The following is a 21,834-nucleotide window of genomic DNA, read 5'->3' on the forward strand; positions in this document are numbered from 1 at the left end:
ACGCCGAGGTCCGGCGCCCCTGGGTGACCGGAAGAGGGAAGATGACAGCGCTGCGCGTGGCGATCGTCGGATCGGGACCGTCGGGCTTCTTCGCCGCCGGGAACCTGCTGGAACAGGACGACGTCGAGGTCCAGGTCGACGTGTTCGACCGCCTCCCCACGCCCTTCGGGCTGGTCCGCTACGGCGTCGCGCCGGACCACCCCGCCATCAAATCGGTCACCAAGATCTTCGACCGCACCGCGCAGCACGAGAACTTCCGCTACTTCGGCAACGTCGAGGTGGCCACCCACGTCACGGCCGCCGAGCTGGCCCAGTGGTACGACGCCGTCATCTACGCGATCGGCGCCTCGGGCGGCCGCCGCCTCGAGGTCGACGGGGCGTGGCTACCCGGCAACCACCCGTCGAGCGACTTCGTGGGCTGGTACAACGGCCACCCCGACCGGCGCGAGCTGGACGTGGACCTGGGCGTCGAGCGCGCCGTCGTGATCGGCAACGGCAACGTGGCCCTCGACGCGGCCCGGATCCTGGTCACCGACACCGACAAGCTGGCCGGCACGGACATGGCCGACCACGCGCTCCGCGCCCTGCACGGGTCGGCCGTGCGCGAGGTGGTCGTGCTCGGCCGCCGCGGTGCCGAACAGGCCGCGTTCACCCCGGCCGAGGTCGCGGAGCTGGGCAAGCTGCCCGGCGTCGACGTGATCGTCGACCCCGCCGACGTGCCGGAGGAGGACAAGGAGCGCGACAAGGCCCGCCCGCCCGTCGAGCGCAACAACATCAAGCAGCTGCGCAGGCTCGCCGCCGCCGAGCCCACGGGCGCGGACCGCCGCATCGTGCTGCGCTTCCTGCGGTCCGTCGTCGGTATCAACGGCGAGGGGAAGGGCGGCCCGGTCCGCTCGGTCTCGATCGCCCGCAACGAGCTGGTCGAGGGCGAGGACGGCACGGTCGAGGCGCAGCCCACCGGCCACGTCGACGAGCACGACGCAGGCCTGGTCATCCACGCCGTCGGCTACCACGGGACCCCGATCCCGGGCATCCCGTTCGACACCGAGCGGGGCGTCTTCCGCAACGCCGACAGCAGGATCGTCGGCTACGACGGCGAGCCGCTCCCCGGGCACTACGTGGTCGGCTGGATCAAACGCGGACCGTCGGGCGTGATCCCGACGAACCGGGACTGCGCCCGGGACACCGTCTCGGTGCTGCTCGCCGACGCCGCCGAGGGCCGGATCCCGCGCAGCGCGTTCGACGGTGCGCAGGTCGAGAAGCTCATCGCGGAGCGGGTGGAGAACCTGGTCGAGTACGACGGCTGGATGGCGATCGACGCGCACGAGACGGCGCTCGCCGAGGAGCACGACCGGCCGCGGGTGAAGCTCACCAGCGTCGACGAGATGGTCGACGCCGCGCTGGGTGGCTCCGGCGAGACGCCCGCCTAGAGCAGGACCGGCCGTCGCCGGGTAACGGTGCCCGGCCCCGAATCGACATCCTCATCGAGTGTGTTCGGCCACCGACCGATGAGGAGATGATGACAGTGTTCCTTCGTCGCACGACCTCCGTGCTGGCAGCGACCGCGATCGTGGGGCTGGGGGCGGGTGTCGCCGCGCCCGGCGCGACGGCGAACCCGACGCCGGTGTACTCGCAGATCTGCTCGAAGGCGAACATCGCGCTGAGCGCCGCCCAGGTCAGCTACGACCGCCGGAATCCGAGCGGCAAGGCCCACATCGCGCTGAAGGGCTGGGCACCGGGAATCGGTATCACCGCGCACGGCGTGGAGGGGACCCTGGACTGGCGGAACGTCAAGACGGGGAGGACGGGCCACCTCACCGGTCATGCCGAGAACGCCGCCGACATGTTCTGGCACGAGGTGCCCACCGGCTCCGGCGAGGTGGCGATGAACGCGAAGATCGTGGCGAGCTGGGGTGTGTTCGGACAGAAGCTCACCGCCACGTGCTCGGCCACCTACCCCGTGATCTGATGGGGGAGTGATCATCCCGGCCGACTTCGGCGACCCCGAGCTCGCGGCGTTCGTCGCCGCGCACCACGCGGACATGGCGCCCACGGCGCCGCCGGAGAGCCAGCACGCCCTCGGCCTCGAGGACCTGCGCGCGCCGCACGTGCGGCTGTGGACCCTGCGCGAGGGCGGCGCGCTCCTCGGCACCGTCGCCCTCGCGGGCCTCGCGCCGGGGCACGAGGAACTCAAGAGCCTGCGGTCCGCGCCGGCGGCGCGCGGGCGGGGCATCGGCCGGCGGCTCGTCGCGTTCGCGGTCGACGACGCCCGGTCCCGCGGGGTGCGGCGGATCTCCCTGGAGACCGGCAGCCAGGAGTTCTTCGCCCCGTCGCGGGCGCTCTACCGCTCCCTCGGCTTCGCGGAGTGCCCGCCCTTCGGCGACTACGCCGAGGACCCGAACAGCACCTTCTTCACGCTCGCGCTCTGACCGGCCGGGCCCCGGCCGGGCTGGTCAGGCCAGGATCTCGGGCAGCAGCGCGGGGAACGCGGCGAGGTCGGGGAGCGCGCTGCTGCGCCGCGCGAACCGGCGCGCGTGCCGCCGGAATCCGGTGTCCCCGAGCACTTTCTCGGTGGCGGCGGCGATCTCGCCCGCGGTGGCGTCCGCCGGCGGCAGAGTGATCCCGGCGCCGAGCTGCTCGACCCGCTCCGCGTTCGGCGGGTGATCGCCGAAGAGCGGCAGCGCCACCATGGGGACGCCCGCCTGGAGCGATTCCCGGACGCTGTTGAAACCGCCGTGCGTGACGAACGCGTCGCACGTGGCCAGCACGGTCCGCTGGTCCACGAAGTCCGTGAGGATCACGGAGGGCGGCGGGGTGCGCACCTCGTGCGGCCCCGTCGCCACCACGGCGTACACGTCGAGCGCGCCGAGGGCGTCGACGATCCGGTCCAGGAGGTCCGTCGCGATCCCGGACGCCGGAGCGACCGAGCCCAGGCTCGCCAGGACGAGTGGCCGGTCCGCGGGCAGGTCGGCGATCGCCGGATCGAGCGGGGCGTGTCCGTGCGGCCCGGGCCGGAAGCAGTGCAGGTCCGGCGCCCGCCGCGCGGGCGGGTAGAAGTCGGCGGGGGCCTGCGCGAGCCGGGGCCCGCGGGGCAGCGCGTCCACCGGGGCGAGGTCGTGCGCCGCGCGCAGCGCGTTCACCACCTCCAGGACCTCCGGGGAATCCTCCTCGAACATCGGTGCCACGTCGAGCGTGAGCTGCGGGCAGCCGAGCAGCTCGGCCACGAGGTACCCGCCGAACTCGGTGTTGTCCCGCACGACGAGGTCCGGTACGGCGCCGTCGAGCCGGTCCAGGAGCGCGGAGGCCGCGCGGTGCCCGATCACCCCGACGAACGCGCGGGCGCTCGCCCGGGTGGACGGCGCGACGCCCGCGAAGGGGTACCGCTCGGCGGGCGGCTGGTAATCGGTCACCGAGAAGGCGTCGGCCCGGAGCGGTGGATCGGTGGCCACCTCGCCCATCGCGGGCACCCCGTCGAGCGCGAGCACCGTGAACCCCTGCTCGGCCACCATGTCGCGCGCCGCGGCCGGGACCGCGACGGTCACGTCGTGCCCCGCGGCGCGCAGCGCGGCCGCCGCGGGCAGGACGAAGGGAGCGAGGTGGGAGTAGCCCGCGATGCCCGTCACCAGAATCTTCACCGGTCCAGGATACGGCGGGTCGTTCGACTAACGAATTATTTGTGGTCCGCCTCACGCGGGCCGGATCAGGCCCAGTCGGGGGTCGACGCGAGGTCCGCCAGGAGGCCGCGGACGGCCATCGCCCGACGGTGCGCCGTCCCCTCCAGGGCGTCCAGGGCGCACTCCGGATCCGCGGGCGGGCCGAGGTGGGTGCAGCCGCGCGGGCAGTCCTCGACGACGTCGGCGAGGTCGGGGAAGGCGTCGATCACGTCCTCGGTGGAGATGTGCGCGAGGCCGAAGCTGCGGATGCCGGGCGTGTCGATCACCCACCCGCCGTCGGGCAGCCAGAGCGCCACGGACTGGGTGGACGTGTGCCGCCCCTTGCCGACCCCGGAGACCACCCCCGTCGCCCGGTTGGCGTCCGGGACCAGGCGGTTGACCAGCGTCGACTTGCCGACGCCGCTGTGCCCGATGAGGGCCGTGACGTGCCCCGTGAGCAGGTCCCGCGCCTCGTCGACGGGGTCACCGCGCCCGGCCAGCAGCACCTGCACGTCCAGGTCCGCGAAGGCGGCGGTGAACTCGTCCGGGTCGGCGAGATCACTCTTGGTCAGGCACAGCACGGGCGTGAGGCCGCCCGCGTAGGCGGCGATGAGCGCGCGTTCCACGAAGCCGGTGCGCGGCGGGGGATCGGCCAGCGCGGTCACGATGAGCAGCTGCTGGGCGTTCGCGACGACGATCCGCTCGTACGGGTCGGTGTCGTCGGCGGTGCGGCGCAGCACCGTGCGCCGGTCGTCGACGCGCACGATCCGCGCGAGGGTGTCCTTGCGGCCGGTGAGATCGCCGACCACGCCCACGGTGTCGCCGACCACGATCGGCGTGCGGCCCAGTTCGCGGGCCCGCATCGCCACCACGACGTTCTCGGGCTCCCCGTCGAGCGCGCAGCCCCACCGCCCGCGGTCCACCGAGACCACCATCGCCGTCGCGGCCTCGCTGTGGTCGGGCCGGTTCTTGGTGCGCGGACGGCTGCCCCTGCCCGGGCGCACCCGGACATCGGACTCGTCGTACTCGCGGCGGCTCAGGAGCGTCCGCCCCCGTCGCCGGTGAGCAGGGCGTGCCACATGGCGGGGAAGTCCGGCATGGTCTTGGCCGTGGTGCCCACGTCCTCCACCTGCACGCCCGGCGTCACCAGCCCCAGGATGGCGCCCGCGGTGGCCATCCGGTGGTCGGCGTAGCTGTGCCACACGCCGCCGTGCAGGGGCGCGGGCTCGATGCGCAGGCCGTCCTCGGTCTCCGCGCAGCGGCCGCCGAGCGCCGTGATCTCCGCGGTGAGGGCCGCGAGCCGGTCGGTCTCGTGGCCGCGCAGGTGGGCGATGCCCCGCAGCCGCGACGGGCCGTCGGCGAGCGCGGCGAGCGCAGCGACCGTCGGCGTGAGCTCGCCGATGTCGCGCAGGTCCCACTCCACGCCGCGCAAGCCGCCGGTGCCGCGCGCGGTGAGCGCACCGTCGGCGACGGTGACCTCGGCCCCCATCGCGGCGAGGATGTCGGCGAACTGCACGCCGGGCTGGGTCGACGCGGGGTTCCAGTGCGGCACGGTCACGGCGCCGCCGGTGGCCGCGGCCGCGGCGAGGAACACGGTGGCGTTGGACAGGTCCGGCTCCACGGTCCAGTCGTGCGCCCGCAGCCCGCCCGGCGCGACGCGCCAGGTGTTCGGTTCCGAGGTGTCCACCTCGGCGCCGGCGGCGCGCAGCATGGCGACGGTCATCTCGATGTGCGGCATGGACGGCACGGGCTTTCCGTCGTGGTGCACGGTGACGCCCTCGGCGAAGCCCGGGCCGCTCAGCAGGAGTCCGGAGACGAACTGCGAGCTCGCCGAGGCGTCGATGGTCACGGCGCCGCCGCGGATCGGGCCGTCGCCGTGCACGGTGAACGGCAGCCCGTCGCCGTCGATCCGCGCGCCGAGGCCGCGCAGGGCGTCGAGCACGATGCCCAGCGGGCGGGTCCGGGCCTGGGGGTCCCCGTCGAACGCGACTGTGCCGCCCGCCCCCGCGGCGAGGGGCGGGAGGAACCGCATGACGGTGCCGGCCAGCCCGCAGTCGACCTCGCCGCCGTGCAGGTCCCCGCCGGTGACGGAAACCGTGGTATCGGTTTCGAACCTCACCCCGGCGCCCAGGGCGGTGAGGCCCCGGGCCATGAGGTCGGTGTCCCGGCTGCGCAGCGTGTTGGTCAGTGTGGAGGCCGACGGTGCCTGTGCCGCAAGGATGTACGCGCGATTGGTGATCGATTTCGAGCCGGGCAGCACAACGGTGCCCGACACCGGGCCCTCGGCGACCGGCGCATCCCAAAGCTCCACGCGCCCATCCTCCCACATGAGGGTCCCCTCACCGCGTGATACCTTGCTGTGCAAGAAGCTCGAGGAACACCGGGAGACTCTCGATGAAGCGCACTTCTCTGTCCGTGGGCGTTGCCGCCACCGCCGCCGCTCTGGCGACCGCCGCCGGGGTGCTCGCACCCGTCGCGTCGGCCGACCCCAAGCCCGCCGAGCCGCCCAAGAACCGGGCCGGCGAGCTGGTCATCGGTTCGGGCAATCTGCCGGACGGGATGAACTTCGGCGGCGCGATGCTGTCCGGCGCGGCCGCCGGCTGGAACGGCGCCTGGGCGTCGCTCAACGGCACCAAGGTCGACCCGGCGCAGTGCAAGGCCCTGTACGCGGGCTTCCCGATCCCCAAGGGCACCGACACCGCGCAGACCAACGGTTCGGCCCGCGGCGTGAACTGGTCGATGGTCGTCTCCAAGTTCGCGGTGGACCTCGCCCCGCAGCGCGCCGCGCTGGACAAGTGCAAGACCTTCAAGGCGTTCCGTGACGGCGGCACCTCCGAGGTCACCGTGCGCCCGATCGCGGTCGCCGGCGCCCCCGACGGCCTGGGCGTCGAGTTCACCACCAAGACCAAGCGCGGCAACCAGGTGCAGTACCTGCAGTCGCGGCAGTACACCGCCGTGGTCAACGGCGTCACGGTGTCGCTGCGCGGCGGCCGCGAGTCCCGCGAGCCCGCGCCCTTCGTCGGCGCGGACGATCAGCTCGCGGTGGACCTGCTGACCACGCAGATCGCCATCGTCAAGAAGCCGCCGGAGCCGCGGCAGCAGGCGCCCGCGCCGAAGCCGTCGGCCAAGCCCGGCGCCCCGGCGCCGTCCGCCAAGCCGGGCCAGCCCGCACCGTCGGCCAATCCGGCCGCGAAGCCGGCACCGTCGAGCCCGGCGCCCGCGCCCGCGCGCTGAACCCTGAACCTTTCTTCAGGGTAGGCTCGACGGGGTGGAGACCACCCGGGAGTTCAGCGTCGGTCAGCTCGCGGCCCGCAGCGGCGTCGCCGTGTCCGCCTTGCACTTCTACGAGCGCGAGGGGCTGATCAGCTCCCGCCGCACGGCGGGCAACCAGCGCCGCTTCCCGCGCGACATGCTGCGCCGGGTGGCGTTCATCCGGATCAGCCACCGCGTGGGGATCCCGCTCGCCACCATCCGCGAGGCGCTGGCGACGCTGCCCGACGGCCGCACGCCCACCAAGAAGGACTGGGAGCGGCTCTCGAAGTTCTGGCACGACGACCTGTCGCACCGGATCGACGAGCTCACCCGCTTGCGTGACAACCTCACCGACTGCATCGGCTGCGGCTGCCTGTCCATGGCCTCGTGCACCCTCGCCAACCCGCACGACGCGCTGGCCACCACCGGCGCGGGCCCGCGGCGCGTGTTCGACAGCTTCGAGGAGGCCTAGATGTGCGGTCGGTACGCGGTCACCACTGATCCTGCGCTGCTCGCGGCCGAGATCGACGCCGTCGACGAGACCGCGGGCACCGAGCTCGACGTGCCCGGCTTCAACGTCGCGCCCACCACGAACATCGTCACCGTCGTGGCCCGGCACTCCCGTGAGGAGCCCGAGGCGCCGGCCGCCCGGCGGCTGCGGGCCATGCGGTGGGGCCTGCTGCCGCACTGGCAGAAGACGCTCAGCGGTCCGCCGCTGTTCAACGCGCGCGCCGAATCGATCGCCGAGAAGCCGGCGTTCCGCACCGCCGTGAAGTCCAAGCGCTGCCTGATCCCGATGGACGGCTGGTACGAGTGGCAGGTCCTGGAGGACGGCCCGAAGCCGAAGAAGCAGCCCACCTACCTCACGCCTATCGACGGCACCCGCCTGTACGTCGCGGGCCTGTGGTCGGTGTGGCGGCCGCAGGGCGCCGGGCTCGACGTGCCGCCCACCCTGTCCGCGACCGTGCTCACCACCGACGCCGTGGGCCCGCTGCGGGAGGTGCACGACCGGATGCCGCTGGTGCTCACCCCGGAGTCCTTCGATGCGTGGCTGAACCCCGACGGTCCCGCCGATCCGGCCCTGCTGGCGCCGCCCGCGCTCGACGTGGCGGAGCGGATCGAGATCCGCCCCGTCTCCGCCCTGGTGAACTCGGTCAAGAACGACGGCCCGCAGTTGACCGAGCGCACCGAACCGGGCAGCGAACCGGGTCAGCTCAGCCTGCTGTGACCGGCTAGCGCACGGTGCGGATGAGCTTCTTGTTGACGAACTCCTCGATGCCGTAGCGCCCCATCTCGCGGCCGAAACCGGAGCGCTTGACGCCGCCGAAGATCAGCTCCGCGCCCTCCGCGAGGACGCCGTTGACGAACACCATGCCGGCCTGGATGCCGTCCGCGACGCGGGCGGCCTGCTCGGGGTCGGTGGTGAACACGTAGGAGCCCAGGCCGAACGGGGTGTCGTTGGCCAGCGCGACGGCCTCTGCCTCGCCCTCCACGCGGTAGACGGTGGCGACGGGGCCGAACAGCTCCTGCCGGAACGCGGGGTTGTCCTCGGTGACGCCGGTCAGCACCGCGGGCGGGTGGAACGCGCCGCTGCGTTCGCCCTCGATGGTCAGGGTGGCGCCCGCGTCCACGGCCTGCGCCACCTGCTTCTCGAGAGTGATCGCCGCGCGCTCGGAGGACAGCGGCGCGATGCCGTCGCCCGCGGCCAGCAGCTTCGCGGTGAACTTCGCGAGGAAGTCGTCGTAGACCTCGGCCGCCACGATGAACCGCTTGGCGGAGTTGCAGGACTGCCCGGTGTTGTCGAGGCGGCCCGCCACCGCGGCGTCGACGGTGGCGTCCATGTCGTCCGAGGACAGCACGAGGAACGGGTCCGATCCGCCCAGCTCGAGGACGCACTTCTTGAGGTTGCGTCCGGCCACCTCCGCGACGGCGGCGCCCGCGCGCTCCGAGCCGGTGAGGGACACCGCGGCGACCCGTGGGTCGGCGATGATGTCGGCGGCCTGCTCGTTGGTGGCGCGGATGTTGACGTACGCCCCCGACGGGAGCCCCGCCTCGTCGAAGATCAGCTGCAGCGCCTCCGCGGATTCGGGGCACTGCGGCGCGTGCTTGAGCACGATCGTGTTGCCCACGGCCAGGTTCGGGGCCGCGAACCGCGCCACCTGGTAGTAGGGGAAGTTCCACGGCATGATCCCGAACAGCACGCCGATCGGCGCGCGGCGCACCAGCGCGGAACCGTCGCCCTCGAGGAGTTCCACCGGCTCGTCGGCGAGGAACTTCTCGGCGTTGTCCGCGTAGTACGTGTAGATCGCGGCGGAGAAGTCCACCTCACCGAGCGCGTCCTCGAGCGGCTTGCCCATCTCCCGTCGAATGATCTCGGCGAGCATCTGCCGGCGCTCGGTGTGCAGTTCCGCGACGCGTCGCACCAGGGCGGCGCGGTCCGCGACGGTCGACGACCGCGGCCAGCTCAGCGCGGCCTTCGACGCGGCCGCGACGGCCGCCTCGATCTCGGCCGGCTCCGCCGTGGGGTAGGTCTGCAGAACCTCGCCGGTGGCGGGGTTCGTCACGGCGTACTGGATGTCGACCATAGGGATCTCCTCGTGTCGGGACGGTGAATGTCCTCCCACGATAGGCAGTTTCCGGGCGCTGCGTCCCGCGAAGACCGCTACTGCCAGGCGAACAGCTGCACCTGGTACCCGTCGGGATCGAGGACGCCCGCGTAGCGCTGGCCCCACGGCGCGTCGAACGGCTGCATGGCGCTGCCGTACCCGGCGCCGGTGAGCTCGGCGTGCACCTCGTCGACCACGGCCGGCGCGGAGCACAGGACGCACAGGGTCGCGTTCTGGCCCGTGGGCCTCGCCCAGTCGGGATCGTGCTGCCGGATCATGTCCGCGGTGTCCCACATCAGCCGCATGCCACCGGGGAGCGCCGCCTCCACGTGCGGCTCGCCGTCGGATCCCGCGGGGATGTCCAGGCCGAGGCGGCGGTAGAAATCCAGTGAGGCGGAGAGGTTCTCGGTCACCATGCCGATGGCGTCGAAGCGCAGTCGTTCCGTCATGGCTGCGACGCTAGTGCGTTCGCGCCGGTGCGTCTTGAACGTTTCGGACATACTGAGCGGGTGTACCGCGAGCGCCCATCGACGATCCCGGGCGCCGTCCGGTGGCGCAGCGTCGGCACCGGCGGCGGCGCGCTGATCCTGCCCGACGGCTGCATGGACGTCATCGTCACCGAGTCCGGGCCCATCGTCGCGGGGCCGGACGCCGTCGCTGCGCGGGTGCCCACCGTCGACGGTGCGCGGCACGACGGTGTGCGGTTCCCGCCCGGTGTGCTGCCTCAGCTGCTGGGGATCGCCGCGCACGAGCTGACGGGGGAGCGTGTGGACCTCGCCGATGTGCTGCCCCGTCGCCGCCTCGGGCCGCTGCGGGATCCGGAGCGGATCGCGGCCCGCCTGCTCGACGGTGTGCGGCTCGACCGTCGGATCACGGCGGTCGCGGGACGCCTCGCGGCGGGTGCCCCGGTCGCCGCCGTGGCGGCCGAGGCGGAGCTGGGGGAGCGGGCGCTGCACCGGTTGGCGCGCAGCTCTTTCGGGTACGGCCCGAAGACGTTGGCGCGGATCCTCCGGTTCCAGCGGGCTCTGGCCGGGATCCGGACGGGCGTGCCGCTCGTCGAGGCCGCGGCGGCCGCGGGCTACGCGGACCAGGCCCACCTGACCCGCGAGGTGCGGTCGCTGGCCACGGTGACCCCGGTGCAGCTGCGCCCGGCCGCCGGGTGACGCCTACCAGTTGATGCCGGGCAGGCGGTTGATGGTGCGGCGCGCGAGGCGGCGGATGCCGGTGTCGCCGGAGATGCCGAACAGCGGGCTGGCGACCGCGGAGGAGAGGTCCTTCGACAGGTCCCGGGTGGCCGCGAGCCGGCTGCGCTGGCTGGGTGTGGGCGCCTCGTCCACCTCGGGCACGATCTCGATCACGGCGCCCTTCGAGCTCTCCGCCGCAGCGGATTCCGGCGACATGAGGTAGCCCTGGTGCTGGGCCGCCGCGGCGATGCGCGGGGAGAGGAACTGGCCGAACTGCGCCAGCGTGCCGAGCGGGGTGTCGATCCGGCGCGGGCGTTCGACGATGGCGCGGACCACGATCTGGCCCGCCTTCTCCACCGACAGCGCCATCGCGTTGTCGTAGCCCTCCGTGGGCTCGATCATCCGGGTGCGGGTGAGTGGCATGTGGATGTTGGTGAAGGTCACGTGGTCCGACATGGTCTCCGCCGCGGTGATGTCGCTGAACGCCTCCAGCGCAGATTTGGAGGCGACGTACGCCGCGAACCGCGGGCCGCGCACCTGCACGCCGATCGAGGACACGTTGACCACGTGCCCCGATTTGCGTTCGATCATGTGCGGCAACAGCTCCAGGATCAGGTAGACCGCGCCGAAGTAGTTCACGGCCATGGTCCGCTGGTAGTCGTGCGCGCGGTCGACCGAGTTGATCGTGGCCCGGCGGATGGAGCGGCCGGCGCTGTTCACCAGCACGTCCACGTGGCCGTGCTCGGCGAGGATCTGCTGCACCGTGGTGCTCACGGCCTCGGGGTCGGTCACGTCGCACTGGTAGGCGCGCACGGTGCCCTTGGGGACGCCCACCAGGCCGGGTTCCGCCTCGATCTCCACCACGGCCGCGGCCAGGTCCTCCGGCTTGCGGGCCACGATGAACACGTCGGCGCCCTTCTGCACCGCCTGTTTCGCGGCCTCGCGGCCGATGCCCGACGAGCCGCCCGTCATCAGGATGTGCTTGCCCACCAACGGTCCCCGCGGATCGTCGCGCCGGTAGCGCGCCGGATCCAGGTGCTCGGCCCAGTACCGGAAGATCCTGGGGCCGTAGGACTTCAGGCGCGGAAGCCGGACCCCGAGCTCCTTGAGCGCGGCGTGCGTGGCCTCCGAATCGAAGCGGGTGTTGTAGAACGGGTAGTCCAGCACCGCCGGCGGGATCCCCAGCTGGCGGGCGATGGTGTCGCGGAGCGCCCGCACCTCGTTGCGGCGGCCGATGCGCGCCGCGAACTCGCCGAGCGGCGCGCTGGGCAGGGCCACCGTCTTGGGGCCGGAGAACGCGGGGGCGATCGCGTCGTACAGGGTGCTCATGCTCTGGCCCTTGGGGTGGGCCAGGTGGAACACGGTGCCCGGCACCGTCGGGGCGGTGACCAGTGCGGCGATCGCGGACGCCACGAAGTCCACGGGCACGATGTTGGTGTAGCCGAGGCTCGCGAAAGGCACGTGCAGGTGGTGCGGGATGGTGCCCATCAGCCGCAGCACCGGGAAGAAGTAGTACGGCCCGTCGATCTTGTCGATCCGGCCGGTCACGGAATCGCCGACCACGATGGACGGCCGGTACACCTGCCACGGCACGTCGGAGTCGCGGACCACGGCCTCGGCGTCGAACTTGGTGCGGTGGTACGGGGTGGGGAAGCCCTGATCGACGTCGAAGTCGGTCTCGGAGTACGCGCCCTCGTGGTTGCCGGCCACCGCCAGCGAGGAGACGTGGTGCATCACGGCCCCGAGCCGCTTCGCCAGCTCGACGGTGTTGCGGGTGCCGTCCACGTTGACCAGCTGCTGCAGCTCCTCGGGCGCGTCCATGTCGTACAGCGCCGCCAGGTGGATCACGTGATCGACGTGGTCCGGCAGGTCGCCCGGCGTGATTCCGAGGCCCGGCTCCGTGATGTCGCCCGCCACGGGCACCACCTGCGGGGCCGATTCGTGGCCGAGGTCGGCGATCAGCAGCTCGAAGCGGGGGAGCGACTCGTCGCGCACCAGCACGTAGACGGTGCCGTCGCGGTCCGCCGCGGCGAGCTGCGCCACCACGGCACGGCCGATGAAGCCCGTCCCGCCGGTGACGAAGTAGCTGGCCATACCACGAACCTACTTTCCGATGCGGTCGCCACCAAACCGGTCACGACCCGCTGCTACCCCCTTGATTACCACGGAACGTCACGGAGCGGCCAGGGGTGCCACCGCCGCCGACGTGGCGGCCACCAGGTCCGACGGGGACAATTCGACCTCGAGCCCCCGTCGGCCGGCGGAGCAGAACACGGTGTCGAAGCCCAGCGCCGACTCGTCGATCGCGGTCGGCAGCCGCTTGCGCTGGCCGAGGGGCGCGACGCCGCCGAGGACGTACCCGGTCACCCGGCGGACGTCGTCCGGGTCGGCCATCGCGGGCCGGTGCAGCCCCAGAGCGGCGCCCGCGGCCTTGAGGCTGAGCCTGCCCGACGTCGGGACGATCGCCACCGCGAGGTTCTTCCCGTCGGTGATGACCAGCGTCTTGAACACCCGCGCCGGGTCGTGGCCGAGCGCCTGCGCGGCCTCGCCGCCGAACGATTCCGCGCGCGGGTCGTGGGTGTACTCGTGCGTGCTGAACGCGATGCCCGCGGCCTGCAGCGCCGCGATCGCGGGCGTCGCCGCGCCACCCTTCTTCCCCATGCCGCCGATCCTAGTGACGGCCCGAGAGGGGCGCGCTCTCCCCACCGCCGACGCCGTCTCCCCAGCGTGCGGTCACTAGGGAGATGCTCCGCCCCCTGGGGAGACACCGTCCCTGGACATCACATCTAGGGAGCGCCGCCACGCGGGAACGCGGGCGACGGTGCGCGGGCGTACGTTCGGGGGCATGGGACGGATCGGTGCGAACTTCTCCCCGTCGACGCTGGCCGCGCGGGCTCTGCAGACCCGGGGCCTGGTCAGGGCCCCGATCTGGCTCTTCCGCCACGGCCTCGGCTTCGTGCTCGGCCCGCGGATGGTCATGATCGAGCACATCGGCCGCACGAGCGGCGAGCCGCGGTACGTGGTGCTCGAGGCGGCGGACCGGCCGGACGCCGACACCGTGGTCGTGAGCAGCGGATTCGGCGAGCGGGCGCAGTGGTACCGGAACCTGCGGGCAACGCCGCGGTGCCACGTCACCGTCGGGCGGACCCGGCGCGAGGCGACCGCGGAACTGCTCGACCGGGAGGCCTCCGAGGAGGCGCTCGACCGGTACAAGCGGCAGCACCCGGCCGCGTGGAAGGGCCTCAAGGCGGCGCTGGACGAGGCCTGGGGCGAGCCCGTCGAACACCTGCCGATGGTCCGCTTCCGCCTGCACTGACTCCGGCCGGCGGGAACAACCCGGCGCGGCGCGCTGTTGCAGATTCCGTGAGTGCAGGTACCAGCGCGGCCGTCCTGGAGCGGCCGGTAGCCTTCGATGGCATGACGGACGGTGACAACACGGACGTGACTGCGCTGGACGCCGCCGAGGCCACCGAGGCCGAGGAGACGCCCGAGCAGTTGACGGCCCGTTTCGAGGCCGAGGCGCTGCCGCTGCTGGATCAGCTGTACGGCGCGGCCCTGCGGATGACCCGCAATCCCGCCGACGCGGAGGACCTGGTCCAGGAGACCTACGTCAAGGCGTACAGCGCGTTCCGCAGCTTCCGCAAGGGCACGAACCTCAAGGCCTGGCTGTACCGCATCCTGACCAACACGTACATCAACGGTTACCGCAAGAAGCAGCGGCAGCCCGCGCAGTACCCCACGGACGAGATCACCGACTGGCAGCTCGCGGCCACCGCGGAGCACAGCTCCACCGGCCTGCGCTCCGCGGAGATCGAGGCGCTGGACGCACTGCCCGACGATGAGATCAAGCAGGCTCTGGCGAAGCTCCCCGAGGACTTCCGCATGGCGGTGTACTACGCCGACGTGGAGGGATTCCCCTACAAGGAGATCGCCGAGATCATGGGCACGCCCATCGGCACCGTCATGTCCCGGCTGCACCGCGGCCGCCGGCAGTTGCGGGCGGAGCTGGAGGGCGTCGCGAAGGAGCGGGGTTTCCTGCGCGAGGCGGCCGACGGTGACGGCGCGCACGGCGGGGACGACCAGGAGGTAGAGAAGTGACGTACTCGTCGGACGGCAACCCGGATCTGGAGCTCGACTGTTCCGCCGTGATGGCGGACATCTGGCTCCTCCTGGACAACGAGTGCGACGCCGATGCCAAGGCGCGCCTGAAGGCCCACATCGACGGCTGCTCGCAGTGCCTGTCGCATTACGGCATCGAGCAGCAGATCAAGTCGCTGGTCAACCGCAAGTGCGGCGGCGAGCGCGCCCCCGAGGGGCTGCGCGAGCGGCTGACCATCACGCTCCGGCACACCGAGGTCCACTTCCGCAGCGAGTGACCGCGCGGCGGGGCCGCACCCGCAGACGCCACGAGGGCCCGTCGACATCGTGTCGACGGGCCCTCATGGACAAGTCAATGAAAACCTGACGGGTCAGGAGTTCGGGCGCTTGCCGTGGTTCGCGGCGTTCTTCTTGCGAGCGCGCTTCTTACGTCCACGCTTTCCCATGGCGGTCTCCTTCCTGGCCTCGGCGTCTTCGCGGCAGAAGACTATTGTTCCACGCGGCACGTCACGACGACAAAAAGGCGGTCCCATGGCATCCCTCGCCGACCTCCTGGCGATCCACACCGACCTGCCGGGCCGGGCGGCCCGCCACCTGCAGCGGATCGCCGCGGAATGGCAGCTGCTCGCCGACCTGTCCTTCGCGGATCTCCGGCTCTGGGTGCGCGAGGACGAGGAGCGCAGCGAGGCCCCCGAGCCCGGGTACGTGTGCATCGCGCAGTGCCGGCCGAACACCACGCCCACCGTCTACAACACCGACGGTGTGGGGGTCACCGTCGAGCCGTGGGAGGCTTCCACGCTGCACGCGGCCTTCGAGGGGGCCGTCGTGGTCCGGGGCGCGACGCCCGCCTGGACCGGCCCGGCCCGGGTGCGCCGCGAGGCCGTGCCCGTCCCGTGGGACGGCGAGGTGATCGCCGTGCTCACCCGCGATTTCAACGTGACCCATCCGCGCACCGCGAGCCCGCTCGAGGTGGCCTACACCGAATGCGCCGACGACCTGTGCACGATGGTCGCCGAGGGCGCCTTCCCCGAACCCGAGGACCACCCCACGGGCGAGGCCTCGCCGCGCGCCGGCGACGGCTTCATCCGGCTCGACCCCGAGGGGCGGGTGGTGTTCGCGAGCCCCAACGCCCAGTCCGCGTACCGCCGCATGGGCGCCCCCGCGGACCTCGAGGGCAGCGATCTCGCGGAGCTCACGGCGGATCTGGTGGGGGACTCGTTCGAGTCCGACGACCTGACCGCCGCCCTCGACGGTGCGCTGCACCACGGCGAGGGCTCCCGGATCGAACTGACCAAGGGCGGCGTCACCGTCGTGCTGCGGGTGCTGGGCCTGCGCCCGGGCGGGCGCGTGGCGGGTGCGACGGTGCTGCTGCGCGACGTCACCGAGCTCAAGCGCCGCGACCGCGCGCTCATCTCCAAGGACGCGACGATCCGCGAGATCCACCACCGGGTGAAGAACAACCTGCAGTCGGTGTCGGCGCTGCTGCGGCTGCAGGCGCGGCGCACGCGCAGCGACGAGGCGAAGCGGGCGCTCCTGGAGTCGGTGCGGCGGGTGGCGTCGATCGCGCTGGTGCACGAGACGCTGTCGATGAGCGTCGACGAGCAGGTGAACATCGACGACGTGGTCGACCGGCTCATCCCGATCATGGCCGACGTGGCGCCCGCGTCCGGCGGTCGCGCGGCCGAGGTCGCCGTGACCCGGCACGGCGATTTCGGCCTGCTCGACGCCGATCGCGCGATGCCGCTGGTCATGGTGGTCACCGAGCTGATCCAGAACGCGATCGAGCACGCCTACGGGCCGGGGGAGTCGGGCACCGTCTCGCTGCTCGCGCACCGGTCGACGCGGCAGCTCGAGGTCACGGTGCGCGACGACGGTGCCGGCCTCCCCGCGGGGTTCGCCTTCGAGGGGTCCGACCGGCTGGGCCTGCAGATCGTGCAGACGCTCGCGACCTCGGAGCTGGGCGGCGAGCTGACTCTCGGCGCCGGGCCCGGCGGGGGCACCGACGCGACCCTGCGGGTGCCGCTGCAGCCGGCCTGAACGAACGGAGGGACCCGGTGCCGATCGGCACCGGGTCCCTCCGGAAAAGCTCGCGCTGCGACTCAGACAGCGGTGCGCGTGCGGGTGCGCGCGTTGCGGCGCTTGAGCGCACGGCGCTCGTCCTCGCTCATGCCGCCCCACACACCGGCGTCCTGGCCCGACTCGAGGGCCCAGGACAGGCACTCGGCGGTCACGGGGCAGCGGTTGCAGACCAGCTTGGCGTCCGCGATCTGCGCGATGGCCGGACCGCTGTTACCCACCGGGAAGAACAGCTCGGGGTCCTCGTCGCGACAGATGGCCTTGTGGCGCCAATCCATGTCAGTACACTCCATTCAGGCGCATCGGGGCGCCGTTCATCGCAGGTGCTATCCAGCACCGAATTTCCAGGCTGTTCACGCGGTGGGAACCGATCTGTTTCCGCGCTGTTACGTCATGAATATTTCCACGTTCCCAGCAGGAGTCAATAGATTCCGGCTCGGAGGTGGGCGATCTCACAAGCGGGGCGGTGAGGACCGTGCTTCGAGCGGTGTACTACACTCCTGCCGGTTCAGCGGCATAGCGGCAAGAATAACCTCACACGCTGCGGGTTTGCAACGGTTTTCTTCGACCCTGTGACGGACTCCGTCCGATGCGGCCCGGATCGGCTCGGTGTGGATGTGTCCGGGCGGCCCGTCGGCCGCACCCCCCGAGGGTGCCGCGGGACGGCGCTGCGACTCAGCGCACCCGCGGCAGCGGAGGCAGGTCCGCCACCACCCGGATCCGCTCCGGCGAGTACCAGAACCGGACGTCCGTGCGGTCGCCGAGATGGTCACCGTCGACCTGTGCCGGGACGGGAACCTCGCTGGTGACGCGCAATTCGGGCAGGTCGTCGTGCCGGATCAGGTGCCGCACCTTCGGGCCCTTGGTGCGCCGGGCGGAGAGCATCTGCCGCACCAGCATGAGGTTCGGGAACGTCTTCATCGACCGCGACGCGAACACACCCAGCCCGGTGCCGTAATCGGTCCCCGGGTTGGTGAACACGGCGCGATTGTTGAGGAACGTCCACGGGCTGGCGTTCGAGACGAACGCGAAGTGCACCCCGTCGGTGTCCTCCCAGGTGCCGGGCTCCTCGCCGGGGAGGTGCACGGTCAGCAGCGGCTCGCGGCGCGCGGCGGAGAAGAAGGTGCGGATCGACGTGCGGACGTACCGCGACGACGTGGCCGCCTTGCCCTTGTCGCGCAGCGCCTCCATGTTCGCGATCACCTCGGCGTCCACGCCCATGCCGGCGTTGAACAGGAACCAGCGCTCGTCCGCGCAGCCGAGGCCGATGGTGCGGAAGCTCCTCTGCGACAACAGGTCGGTGAGGTGGACGGTGGCGGCCTGCGGGTCCCGCGGCACCGCGAGGGAGCGCGCGAACACGTTGGCGCTGCCGCCGGGGATCACCGCGATCGCGGGCAGCTCGGCGGCGGGCACGGGCGCCGGCCCGCCGGGCAGGCCCTCGCGGCCGAGGATCCCGCACACCACCTCGTTGACGGTGCCGTCGCCGCCGTGCACGATCACGAGTTCGGTGCCGTCGGCCCTGGCCTGCGCCGCGAGCTCGGCGGCGTGTCCGCGCTGCTCCGTCTGCACCAGGGTGATGTCGAGGGTGGAGGCCAGCGCCATCGCCACCAGGTCGCGACCCGCGGGGGTGATGGAGGTGGCGTTGGGGTTGACGATCAGCAGGGCGCGCACACCGATCAGCGTACCCAGCGGGCCCCGATAGTCTGGAACCGTGACTTCGACGAACGAGCCCCGCGCGAACGGCGCGAACGGCACCGCTGCGGCCCGGCCCGCGGCACCCAGCAGCGTGCGTGCCGCCGGCGCGATCGTGGCGATCGAGGGCGTCGTCGCCGTGGTGTGGGGCGTGGTGGAGCTGGTCCGCGGCCTCACGGGGGCGGCGGAGAGCGCCCGCGGCGCCTACGGCATGGCGTTCTGGTTCATCCCGCTCGGCGCGGCCGTCCTGGCGGGCGGGATCGCGCTGCTCAAGGGGCGTCGCTGGGGCCGCACGGTGGGCGTGCTCACCAACGTCCTGCTCGGGTTCACCGGGATCAGCGGCGCCTTCGCGCAGGGCCGCCCGGAGATCGGCGTCCCGATCATCCTGCTGGCGGTGGTCGTACTGGCGCTGATGTTCAGCCCGCAGACCGTCGCCTGGCTCGACGGGGAGTACCGCCGGGATTGACCCGGCCCGCCCGGGCCGCCCGCCCGCCCGGGCCGACTGCCCGGTTCAGCGCCCGGTGTAGTGCGCCGACGCGTAGCCGGTGAGGCCGAAGCGGGTGAGCTGCGGGACGCCGTCGCGGTCGTGGGCGAACACCGCGGCCGACGCGGGCAGGATCATCAGGTGCTGCCCGAACGCGGGCTCGCAGCCCAGGATGCGCGCCGTGAGCACCCGTCCGAGATGCCCGTGCGCGACCAGCACCACGTCGCCGCCGACCATCGCGTCGACCACCCGCCCCAGCAGCCGGTCCACTCGGGTACGCACCTGCTCCATCGATTCGCCGCCGGGCGCCCCGGCGGGCCACACCGTCCACCCGGGATTCTTCTCGCGGATCTCCGCGCTGGTCAGGCCCTCGTAGTCGCCGTAGTCCCACTCCGCGAGGTCGGGCTCGACGGCCGTCACGGTGAGCCCGGCGAGCTCGGCGGTGCGCGCGGCCCGGTTACGTGGGCTCACCCACACGGTGGGGGAGACCAGCTCCAGCCCGTCGAGCACCGGCCGCAGCGCCCGGGCCTGCTCCTCGCCGGTCTCGGTGAGCGGGACGTCGGTGTTGCCGGTGTGCCGGCCGGCGCGGGACCACTCGGTTTCGCCGTGACGGATGTAGACCAGACGGTGCCTCGAGGCCGGTGTGCTCATCGCACCATCGTCGCGCACCTATGGGTACTGTCGCAGCATGACCGGTGACTCTCCGTACGTCCTGGCCGTCGCCAACCAGAAGGGCGGCGTCGCGAAGACCACCACCGTCGCCAGCCTCGGGGCCGCGCTCGCGGAGCTCGGCTCCCGGGTCCTGGTGGTCGACCTCGATCCGCAGGGCTGCCTCACGTTCTCGCTCGGGCACAACCCGGACCGCATCGAGCACAGCGTGCACGACGTGCTGCTGGGGGAGAAGAAGATCGACGAGGTGCTCGTCGAGGCGGAGGACGGCGTCACGGTGCTGCCCGCGACGCTGGACCTGGCCGGCGCGGAGGCGCTGCTGCTGATGCGGGCGGGCCGCGAGTACGCGCTCAAGCGGGCCCTGGCCGACGTCAAGGACCGGTTCGACGTGGTCCTCATCGACTGCCCGCCCAGCCTGGGCGTGCTGACCCTCAACGGCCTCACCGCGGCCGACGCCGTCGCGATCCCGCTGCAGTGCGAGACGCTGGCGCACCGCGGCGTGGGGCAACTGCTCAAGACGGTCACCGACGTGCAGGCCATCACCAATCCCGAGCTCACCATGCTCGGCGCGATCGCCACGCTGTACGACGCGCGCACCACGCACAGCCGCGACATCCTCTCCGACGTCGCCGACCGTTACGGCCTCGCGGTGCTCACCCCGCCGATCCCGCGCACCGTGCGCTTCGCCGAGGCCAACGCCGCCGGCCGCACCGTGCTCGCGGGCCGGAAGAACAAGGGCGCCACCGCCTATCGGGACCTGGCGCGCAGCCTCAAGGACCACATCGACGACGGTGCGCCGCTCGTGGTCTGGGAGGCCGGGTAGCGGCGGACCCGCCCGGCGGGATCAGGCCGGGCGGTAGGCCCGCACCGTCGAACCCCACTGGGTCACGATCGAGTCCCCGACGACCACGGACAGCACGGGGCCGCCCGTGTACCCGGGCCGGTCGACCGGCACGGAGCGGCCGAGGGTGCGGGTGGTGAGGTCGTACGAGGTGAGCGACGTGGGGCCGGGCACCACGATCTGGGCGCCCACCACGGCACCCGGTCCCAGGGTGCCCGGTATCACCATCTCCGCGGCCAGGGTGGACGTGTCCACCACCACGGTGGACGTGCCGGTGAAGAAGGACGCGACGCCGGCCTCGGTGACCACGGGCGCGTCGCGCGGGGCGCCGCCCGGTGCGGTGGTGACGTCGACGGACCGTCGCTCCTCGCCCCGGAACCCGATGGTCACGACCCGCGCCGGCGCACCGTCGCGCGCGGGGACGTAGACGACGGCCCCGGCTGAGCCGGCGGCGATGAGGCGCGGCCGGTCGCCGCCCGGGGGCTGCGCGGCGCCCAGTGCGGGCGCGACCACCGAGGAGGTCTCCTGCGGTTCGGTGGCCTCCTTGGGGGCCGATCCGATGACGGTGAGCCGCGGGTTGGGCTCGGTGGGGCAGGTCTCGAGGACCACGAGGGAGGCTCCGGCGGTCAGGGCGGAGCCGATCGTGCAGCCGGACCGCGGCTGCACGTCGGGGTTCACGGGTACGTCCGGCTCGCCGTACTGGACGGTGAGCACGAGATCGGAGCGGAACACGTCCACGCGCCGCGGGCCCTGGGTGACGACGTAGTTCCCGTCACCGGTGAGGGTGACGTCCCGGTCCTCCTGGCTGGAGCGGGTGGCGCGACGCTGCCCGGTGCCGGGGTCGAGGGCGGTGACCTCGCCGCAGCCGCGCGCGTCGCGGTAGTAGGCGAGCACGAGGCCCGCGTTGGTGGTGAGCCCACAGGTGTCGGTGTCGCGCTGGTAGCGCCAGGTGCGTTCACCCGTCGCCGGGTCGTGACCCGTGACCTCGCCGCCGCGCGCGGTCACCAGGGTGCCGCCGATCGTCACGATCGGCCTGTCGGCCTCCGCGGTCCAGGCCGAGCGCATTGCGGCGGGGAGCTCGGCCAGGGGCGTGGGCAGGGTCGACGGTGCGTCGACCGTCTCGTTCGCGGCCTTGCGGACGGTGCTGACGTTCCACGCGAGGAGCCCCGCGACGAGCACCAGCACGACGATCCCCGCCGACACCGCGAGGTCGGTCCGGGTCCTCCGTTCGGGTTTCACCACGGCACCGAGCGTAGCGGCGATGTCCTGCCGCTGGAAC

The 21,834-nt window shown here is 72.5% G+C and carries 25 protein-coding genes; 13 read left to right on the top strand and 12 right to left on the bottom strand.

Features of this window, described 5'->3' with window-relative positions:
- Window positions 1-41 precede the first annotated feature (41 nt).
- The 3 genes from BN39_RS11805 (at window position 42) to BN39_RS11815 (ending at window position 2,429) form a co-directional block, all read left to right on the top strand.
- Complete coding sequence (locus tag BN39_RS11805) at window positions 42-1,430, top strand: FAD-dependent oxidoreductase (protein ID WP_019202611.1); 1,389 nt, start codon at window positions 42-44, stop codon at window positions 1,428-1,430.
- Between the two features lie 89 nt (window positions 1,431-1,519).
- Window positions 1,520-1,969 (top strand): hypothetical protein, encoded by a 450-nt coding sequence (locus tag BN39_RS11810; RefSeq protein WP_148281470.1) that lies wholly within the window; start codon window positions 1,520-1,522, stop codon window positions 1,967-1,969.
- A gap of 7 nt (window positions 1,970-1,976) precedes the next feature.
- On the top strand, window positions 1,977-2,429 hold the full coding sequence (locus tag BN39_RS11815) for a GNAT family N-acetyltransferase (RefSeq protein WP_019202613.1): 453 nt from the start codon (window positions 1,977-1,979) through the stop codon (window positions 2,427-2,429).
- A 24-nt stretch (window positions 2,430-2,453) separates the two neighbouring features.
- Here BN39_RS11815 and BN39_RS11820 read toward each other — a convergent pair whose 3' ends face one another.
- From BN39_RS11820 to aroA, 3 genes are all read right to left on the bottom strand, one after another.
- Window positions 2,454-3,635 carry a glycosyltransferase gene (locus tag BN39_RS11820; RefSeq protein WP_019202614.1) on the bottom strand — a complete coding sequence of 394 codons (1,182 nt, stop codon included), beginning with the start codon at window positions 3,633-3,635 and terminating at the stop codon, window positions 2,454-2,456.
- Window positions 3,636-3,700: 65 nt separating this feature from the next.
- Window positions 3,701-4,693, bottom strand: coding sequence for a ribosome small subunit-dependent GTPase A (gene rsgA / locus BN39_RS11825; protein ID WP_192814865.1), 993 nt, complete (start codon window positions 4,691-4,693; stop codon window positions 3,701-3,703).
- Entirely contained in the window at window positions 4,690-5,982 is a 1,293-nt protein-coding gene (aroA, locus tag BN39_RS11830) for a 3-phosphoshikimate 1-carboxyvinyltransferase (RefSeq protein ID WP_040766217.1), read from the bottom strand. Before aroA ends, rsgA begins: the two co-directional genes overlap by 4 nt.
- A 65-nt stretch (window positions 5,983-6,047) precedes the next feature.
- On the opposite strand from aroA, the gene BN39_RS11835 reads away from it, so the two are divergent.
- Genes BN39_RS11835 through BN39_RS11845 form a run of 3 tightly spaced genes read left to right on the top strand, consistent with a single transcriptional unit; the run spans window position 6,048 to window position 8,133 of the window.
- Entirely contained in the window at window positions 6,048-6,887 is an 840-nt protein-coding gene (locus tag BN39_RS11835) for a DUF5642 family protein (protein WP_019202617.1), read from the top strand.
- A 34-nt stretch (window positions 6,888-6,921) separates the two neighbouring features.
- Window positions 6,922-7,377, top strand: a complete 456-nt coding sequence (soxR, locus tag BN39_RS11840) for a redox-sensitive transcriptional activator SoxR (protein ID WP_019202618.1) — start codon at window positions 6,922-6,924, stop codon at window positions 7,375-7,377.
- Window positions 7,378-8,133 (top strand): SOS response-associated peptidase, encoded by a 756-nt coding sequence (locus BN39_RS11845; protein WP_019202619.1) that lies wholly within the window; start codon window positions 7,378-7,380, stop codon window positions 8,131-8,133.
- Between the two features lie 4 nt (window positions 8,134-8,137).
- Here the strand turns inward: BN39_RS11845 and BN39_RS11850 are convergent, their stop codons facing one another.
- Together BN39_RS11850 and BN39_RS11855 are read right to left on the bottom strand one after the other, a co-directional pair.
- Window positions 8,138-9,490, bottom strand: a complete 1,353-nt coding sequence (locus tag BN39_RS11850) for an NAD-dependent succinate-semialdehyde dehydrogenase (protein WP_019202620.1) — start codon at window positions 9,488-9,490, stop codon at window positions 8,138-8,140.
- 77 nt (window positions 9,491-9,567) lie between these two features.
- Entirely contained in the window at window positions 9,568-9,960 is a 393-nt protein-coding gene (locus BN39_RS11855; RefSeq protein WP_202803287.1) for a VOC family protein, read from the bottom strand.
- Window positions 9,961-10,020: 60 nt separating this feature from the next.
- On the opposite strand from BN39_RS11855, the gene BN39_RS11860 reads away from it, so the two are divergent.
- Window positions 10,021-10,674, top strand: a complete 654-nt coding sequence (locus BN39_RS11860) for a helix-turn-helix domain-containing protein (protein ID WP_019202622.1) — start codon at window positions 10,021-10,023, stop codon at window positions 10,672-10,674.
- 3 nt (window positions 10,675-10,677) lie between these two features.
- On the opposite strand, the gene BN39_RS11865 is transcribed toward BN39_RS11860, so the two are convergent.
- Together BN39_RS11865 and ybaK are read right to left on the bottom strand one after the other, a co-directional pair.
- Window positions 10,678-12,789, bottom strand: coding sequence for an SDR family oxidoreductase (locus BN39_RS11865; protein ID WP_019202623.1), 2,112 nt, complete (start codon window positions 12,787-12,789; stop codon window positions 10,678-10,680).
- A 78-nt stretch (window positions 12,790-12,867) separates the two neighbouring features.
- Window positions 12,868-13,356 (bottom strand): Cys-tRNA(Pro) deacylase, encoded by a 489-nt coding sequence (gene ybaK / locus BN39_RS11870; protein WP_019202624.1) that lies wholly within the window; start codon window positions 13,354-13,356, stop codon window positions 12,868-12,870.
- Between the two features lie 184 nt (window positions 13,357-13,540).
- Here ybaK and BN39_RS11875 point away from each other — a divergent pair, with 184 nt between their 5' ends.
- The 3 genes from BN39_RS11875 to rsrA all read left to right on the top strand — a co-directional run bounded on the left by BN39_RS11875 (window position 13,541) and on the right by rsrA (window position 15,071).
- A complete protein-coding gene (locus BN39_RS11875) occupies window positions 13,541-14,011 on the top strand; it encodes a nitroreductase family deazaflavin-dependent oxidoreductase (protein ID WP_019202625.1) in 471 nt (156 codons plus the stop codon).
- A gap of 101 nt (window positions 14,012-14,112) precedes the next feature.
- Window positions 14,113-14,793 carry a sigma-70 family RNA polymerase sigma factor gene (locus tag BN39_RS11880; RefSeq protein WP_019202626.1) on the top strand — a complete coding sequence of 227 codons (681 nt, stop codon included), beginning with the start codon at window positions 14,113-14,115 and terminating at the stop codon, window positions 14,791-14,793.
- The gene (gene rsrA, locus BN39_RS11885; protein ID WP_019202627.1) at window positions 14,790-15,071 is read left to right on the top strand and encodes a mycothiol system anti-sigma-R factor; all 282 of its coding nucleotides are present in this window, start codon (window positions 14,790-14,792) and stop codon (window positions 15,069-15,071) included. The genes BN39_RS11880 and rsrA overlap by 4 nt, the downstream gene beginning before the upstream one ends.
- Window positions 15,072-15,164: 93 nt before the next feature.
- On the opposite strand, the gene BN39_RS24075 is transcribed toward rsrA, so the two are convergent.
- On the bottom strand, window positions 15,165-15,239 hold the full coding sequence (locus tag BN39_RS24075; protein WP_370452957.1) for a 50S ribosomal protein bL37: 75 nt from the start codon (window positions 15,237-15,239) through the stop codon (window positions 15,165-15,167).
- Window positions 15,240-15,324: 85 nt separating this feature from the next.
- Between BN39_RS24075 and BN39_RS11890 the strand changes: the two genes are divergently transcribed.
- Window positions 15,325-16,830, top strand: a complete 1,506-nt coding sequence (locus BN39_RS11890) for a sensor histidine kinase (protein ID WP_019202628.1) — start codon at window positions 15,325-15,327, stop codon at window positions 16,828-16,830.
- Between the two features lie 62 nt (window positions 16,831-16,892).
- On the opposite strand, the gene BN39_RS11895 is transcribed toward BN39_RS11890, so the two are convergent.
- On the bottom strand, window positions 16,893-17,147 hold the full coding sequence (locus tag BN39_RS11895; RefSeq protein WP_013125780.1) for a WhiB family transcriptional regulator: 255 nt from the start codon (window positions 17,145-17,147) through the stop codon (window positions 16,893-16,895).
- A 397-nt stretch (window positions 17,148-17,544) separates the two neighbouring features.
- Window positions 17,545-18,540 (bottom strand): diacylglycerol kinase family protein, encoded by a 996-nt coding sequence (locus BN39_RS11900; protein WP_040767696.1) that lies wholly within the window; start codon window positions 18,538-18,540, stop codon window positions 17,545-17,547.
- Between the two features lie 40 nt (window positions 18,541-18,580).
- Between BN39_RS11900 and BN39_RS11905 the strand changes: the two genes are divergently transcribed.
- On the top strand, window positions 18,581-19,027 hold the full coding sequence (locus BN39_RS11905) for a hypothetical protein (protein ID WP_019202630.1): 447 nt from the start codon (window positions 18,581-18,583) through the stop codon (window positions 19,025-19,027).
- A gap of 45 nt (window positions 19,028-19,072) precedes the next feature.
- Here BN39_RS11905 and BN39_RS11910 read toward each other — a convergent pair whose 3' ends face one another.
- Complete coding sequence (locus BN39_RS11910; RefSeq protein ID WP_019202631.1) at window positions 19,073-19,696, bottom strand: histidine phosphatase family protein; 624 nt, start codon at window positions 19,694-19,696, stop codon at window positions 19,073-19,075.
- 37 nt (window positions 19,697-19,733) lie between these two features.
- On the opposite strand from BN39_RS11910, the gene BN39_RS11915 reads away from it, so the two are divergent.
- Window positions 19,734-20,537: a ParA family protein gene (locus BN39_RS11915; RefSeq protein WP_019202632.1), complete on the top strand. Its 804-nt coding sequence runs from the start codon at window positions 19,734-19,736 to the stop codon at window positions 20,535-20,537.
- 21 nt (window positions 20,538-20,558) lie between these two features.
- On the opposite strand, the gene BN39_RS11920 is transcribed toward BN39_RS11915, so the two are convergent.
- Window positions 20,559-21,797, bottom strand: coding sequence for a PQQ-binding-like beta-propeller repeat protein (locus tag BN39_RS11920; protein ID WP_019202633.1), 1,239 nt, complete (start codon window positions 21,795-21,797; stop codon window positions 20,559-20,561).
- Window positions 21,798-21,834 lie beyond the last annotated feature (37 nt).

The sequence above is a fragment of the Tsukamurella sp. 1534 genome (assembly GCF_000312385.1).
GTDB lineage: Bacteria > Actinomycetota > Actinomycetes > Mycobacteriales > Mycobacteriaceae > Tsukamurella.

Excerpts from the sequence above, each read along its gene's own strand:
- BN39_RS11880 (WP_019202626.1), top strand. The coding sequence starts at position 14,113 with ATGACGGACGGTGACAACACGGACGTGACTGCGCTGGACGCCGCCGAG.
- BN39_RS11895 (WP_013125780.1), bottom strand. The coding sequence starts at position 17,147 with ATGGATTGGCGCCACAAGGCCATCTGTCGCGACGAGGACCCCGAGCTG.
- BN39_RS11850 (WP_019202620.1), bottom strand. The coding sequence starts at position 9,490 with ATGGTCGACATCCAGTACGCCGTGACGAACCCCGCCACCGGCGAGGTT.
- ybaK (WP_019202624.1), bottom strand. The coding sequence starts at position 13,356 with ATGGGGAAGAAGGGTGGCGCGGCGACGCCCGCGATCGCGGCGCTGCAG.
- BN39_RS11910 (WP_019202631.1), bottom strand. The coding sequence starts at position 19,696 with ATGAGCACACCGGCCTCGAGGCACCGTCTGGTCTACATCCGTCACGGC.
- BN39_RS11890 (WP_019202628.1), top strand. The coding sequence starts at position 15,325 with ATGGCATCCCTCGCCGACCTCCTGGCGATCCACACCGACCTGCCGGGC.
- aroA (WP_040766217.1), bottom strand. The coding sequence starts at position 5,982 with ATGTGGGAGGATGGGCGCGTGGAGCTTTGGGATGCGCCGGTCGCCGAG.
- BN39_RS11845 (WP_019202619.1), top strand. The coding sequence starts at position 7,378 with ATGTGCGGTCGGTACGCGGTCACCACTGATCCTGCGCTGCTCGCGGCC.
- BN39_RS11855 (WP_202803287.1), bottom strand. The coding sequence starts at position 9,960 with ATGACGGAACGACTGCGCTTCGACGCCATCGGCATGGTGACCGAGAAC.
- BN39_RS11810 (WP_148281470.1), top strand. The coding sequence starts at position 1,520 with ATGACAGTGTTCCTTCGTCGCACGACCTCCGTGCTGGCAGCGACCGCG.
- BN39_RS11835 (WP_019202617.1), top strand. The coding sequence starts at position 6,048 with ATGAAGCGCACTTCTCTGTCCGTGGGCGTTGCCGCCACCGCCGCCGCT.
- BN39_RS11915 (WP_019202632.1), top strand. The coding sequence starts at position 19,734 with ATGACCGGTGACTCTCCGTACGTCCTGGCCGTCGCCAACCAGAAGGGC.
- BN39_RS11865 (WP_019202623.1), bottom strand. The coding sequence starts at position 12,789 with ATGGCCAGCTACTTCGTCACCGGCGGGACGGGCTTCATCGGCCGTGCC.
- BN39_RS11875 (WP_019202625.1), top strand. The coding sequence starts at position 13,541 with ATGGGACGGATCGGTGCGAACTTCTCCCCGTCGACGCTGGCCGCGCGG.
- BN39_RS11805 (WP_019202611.1), top strand. The coding sequence starts at position 42 with ATGACAGCGCTGCGCGTGGCGATCGTCGGATCGGGACCGTCGGGCTTC.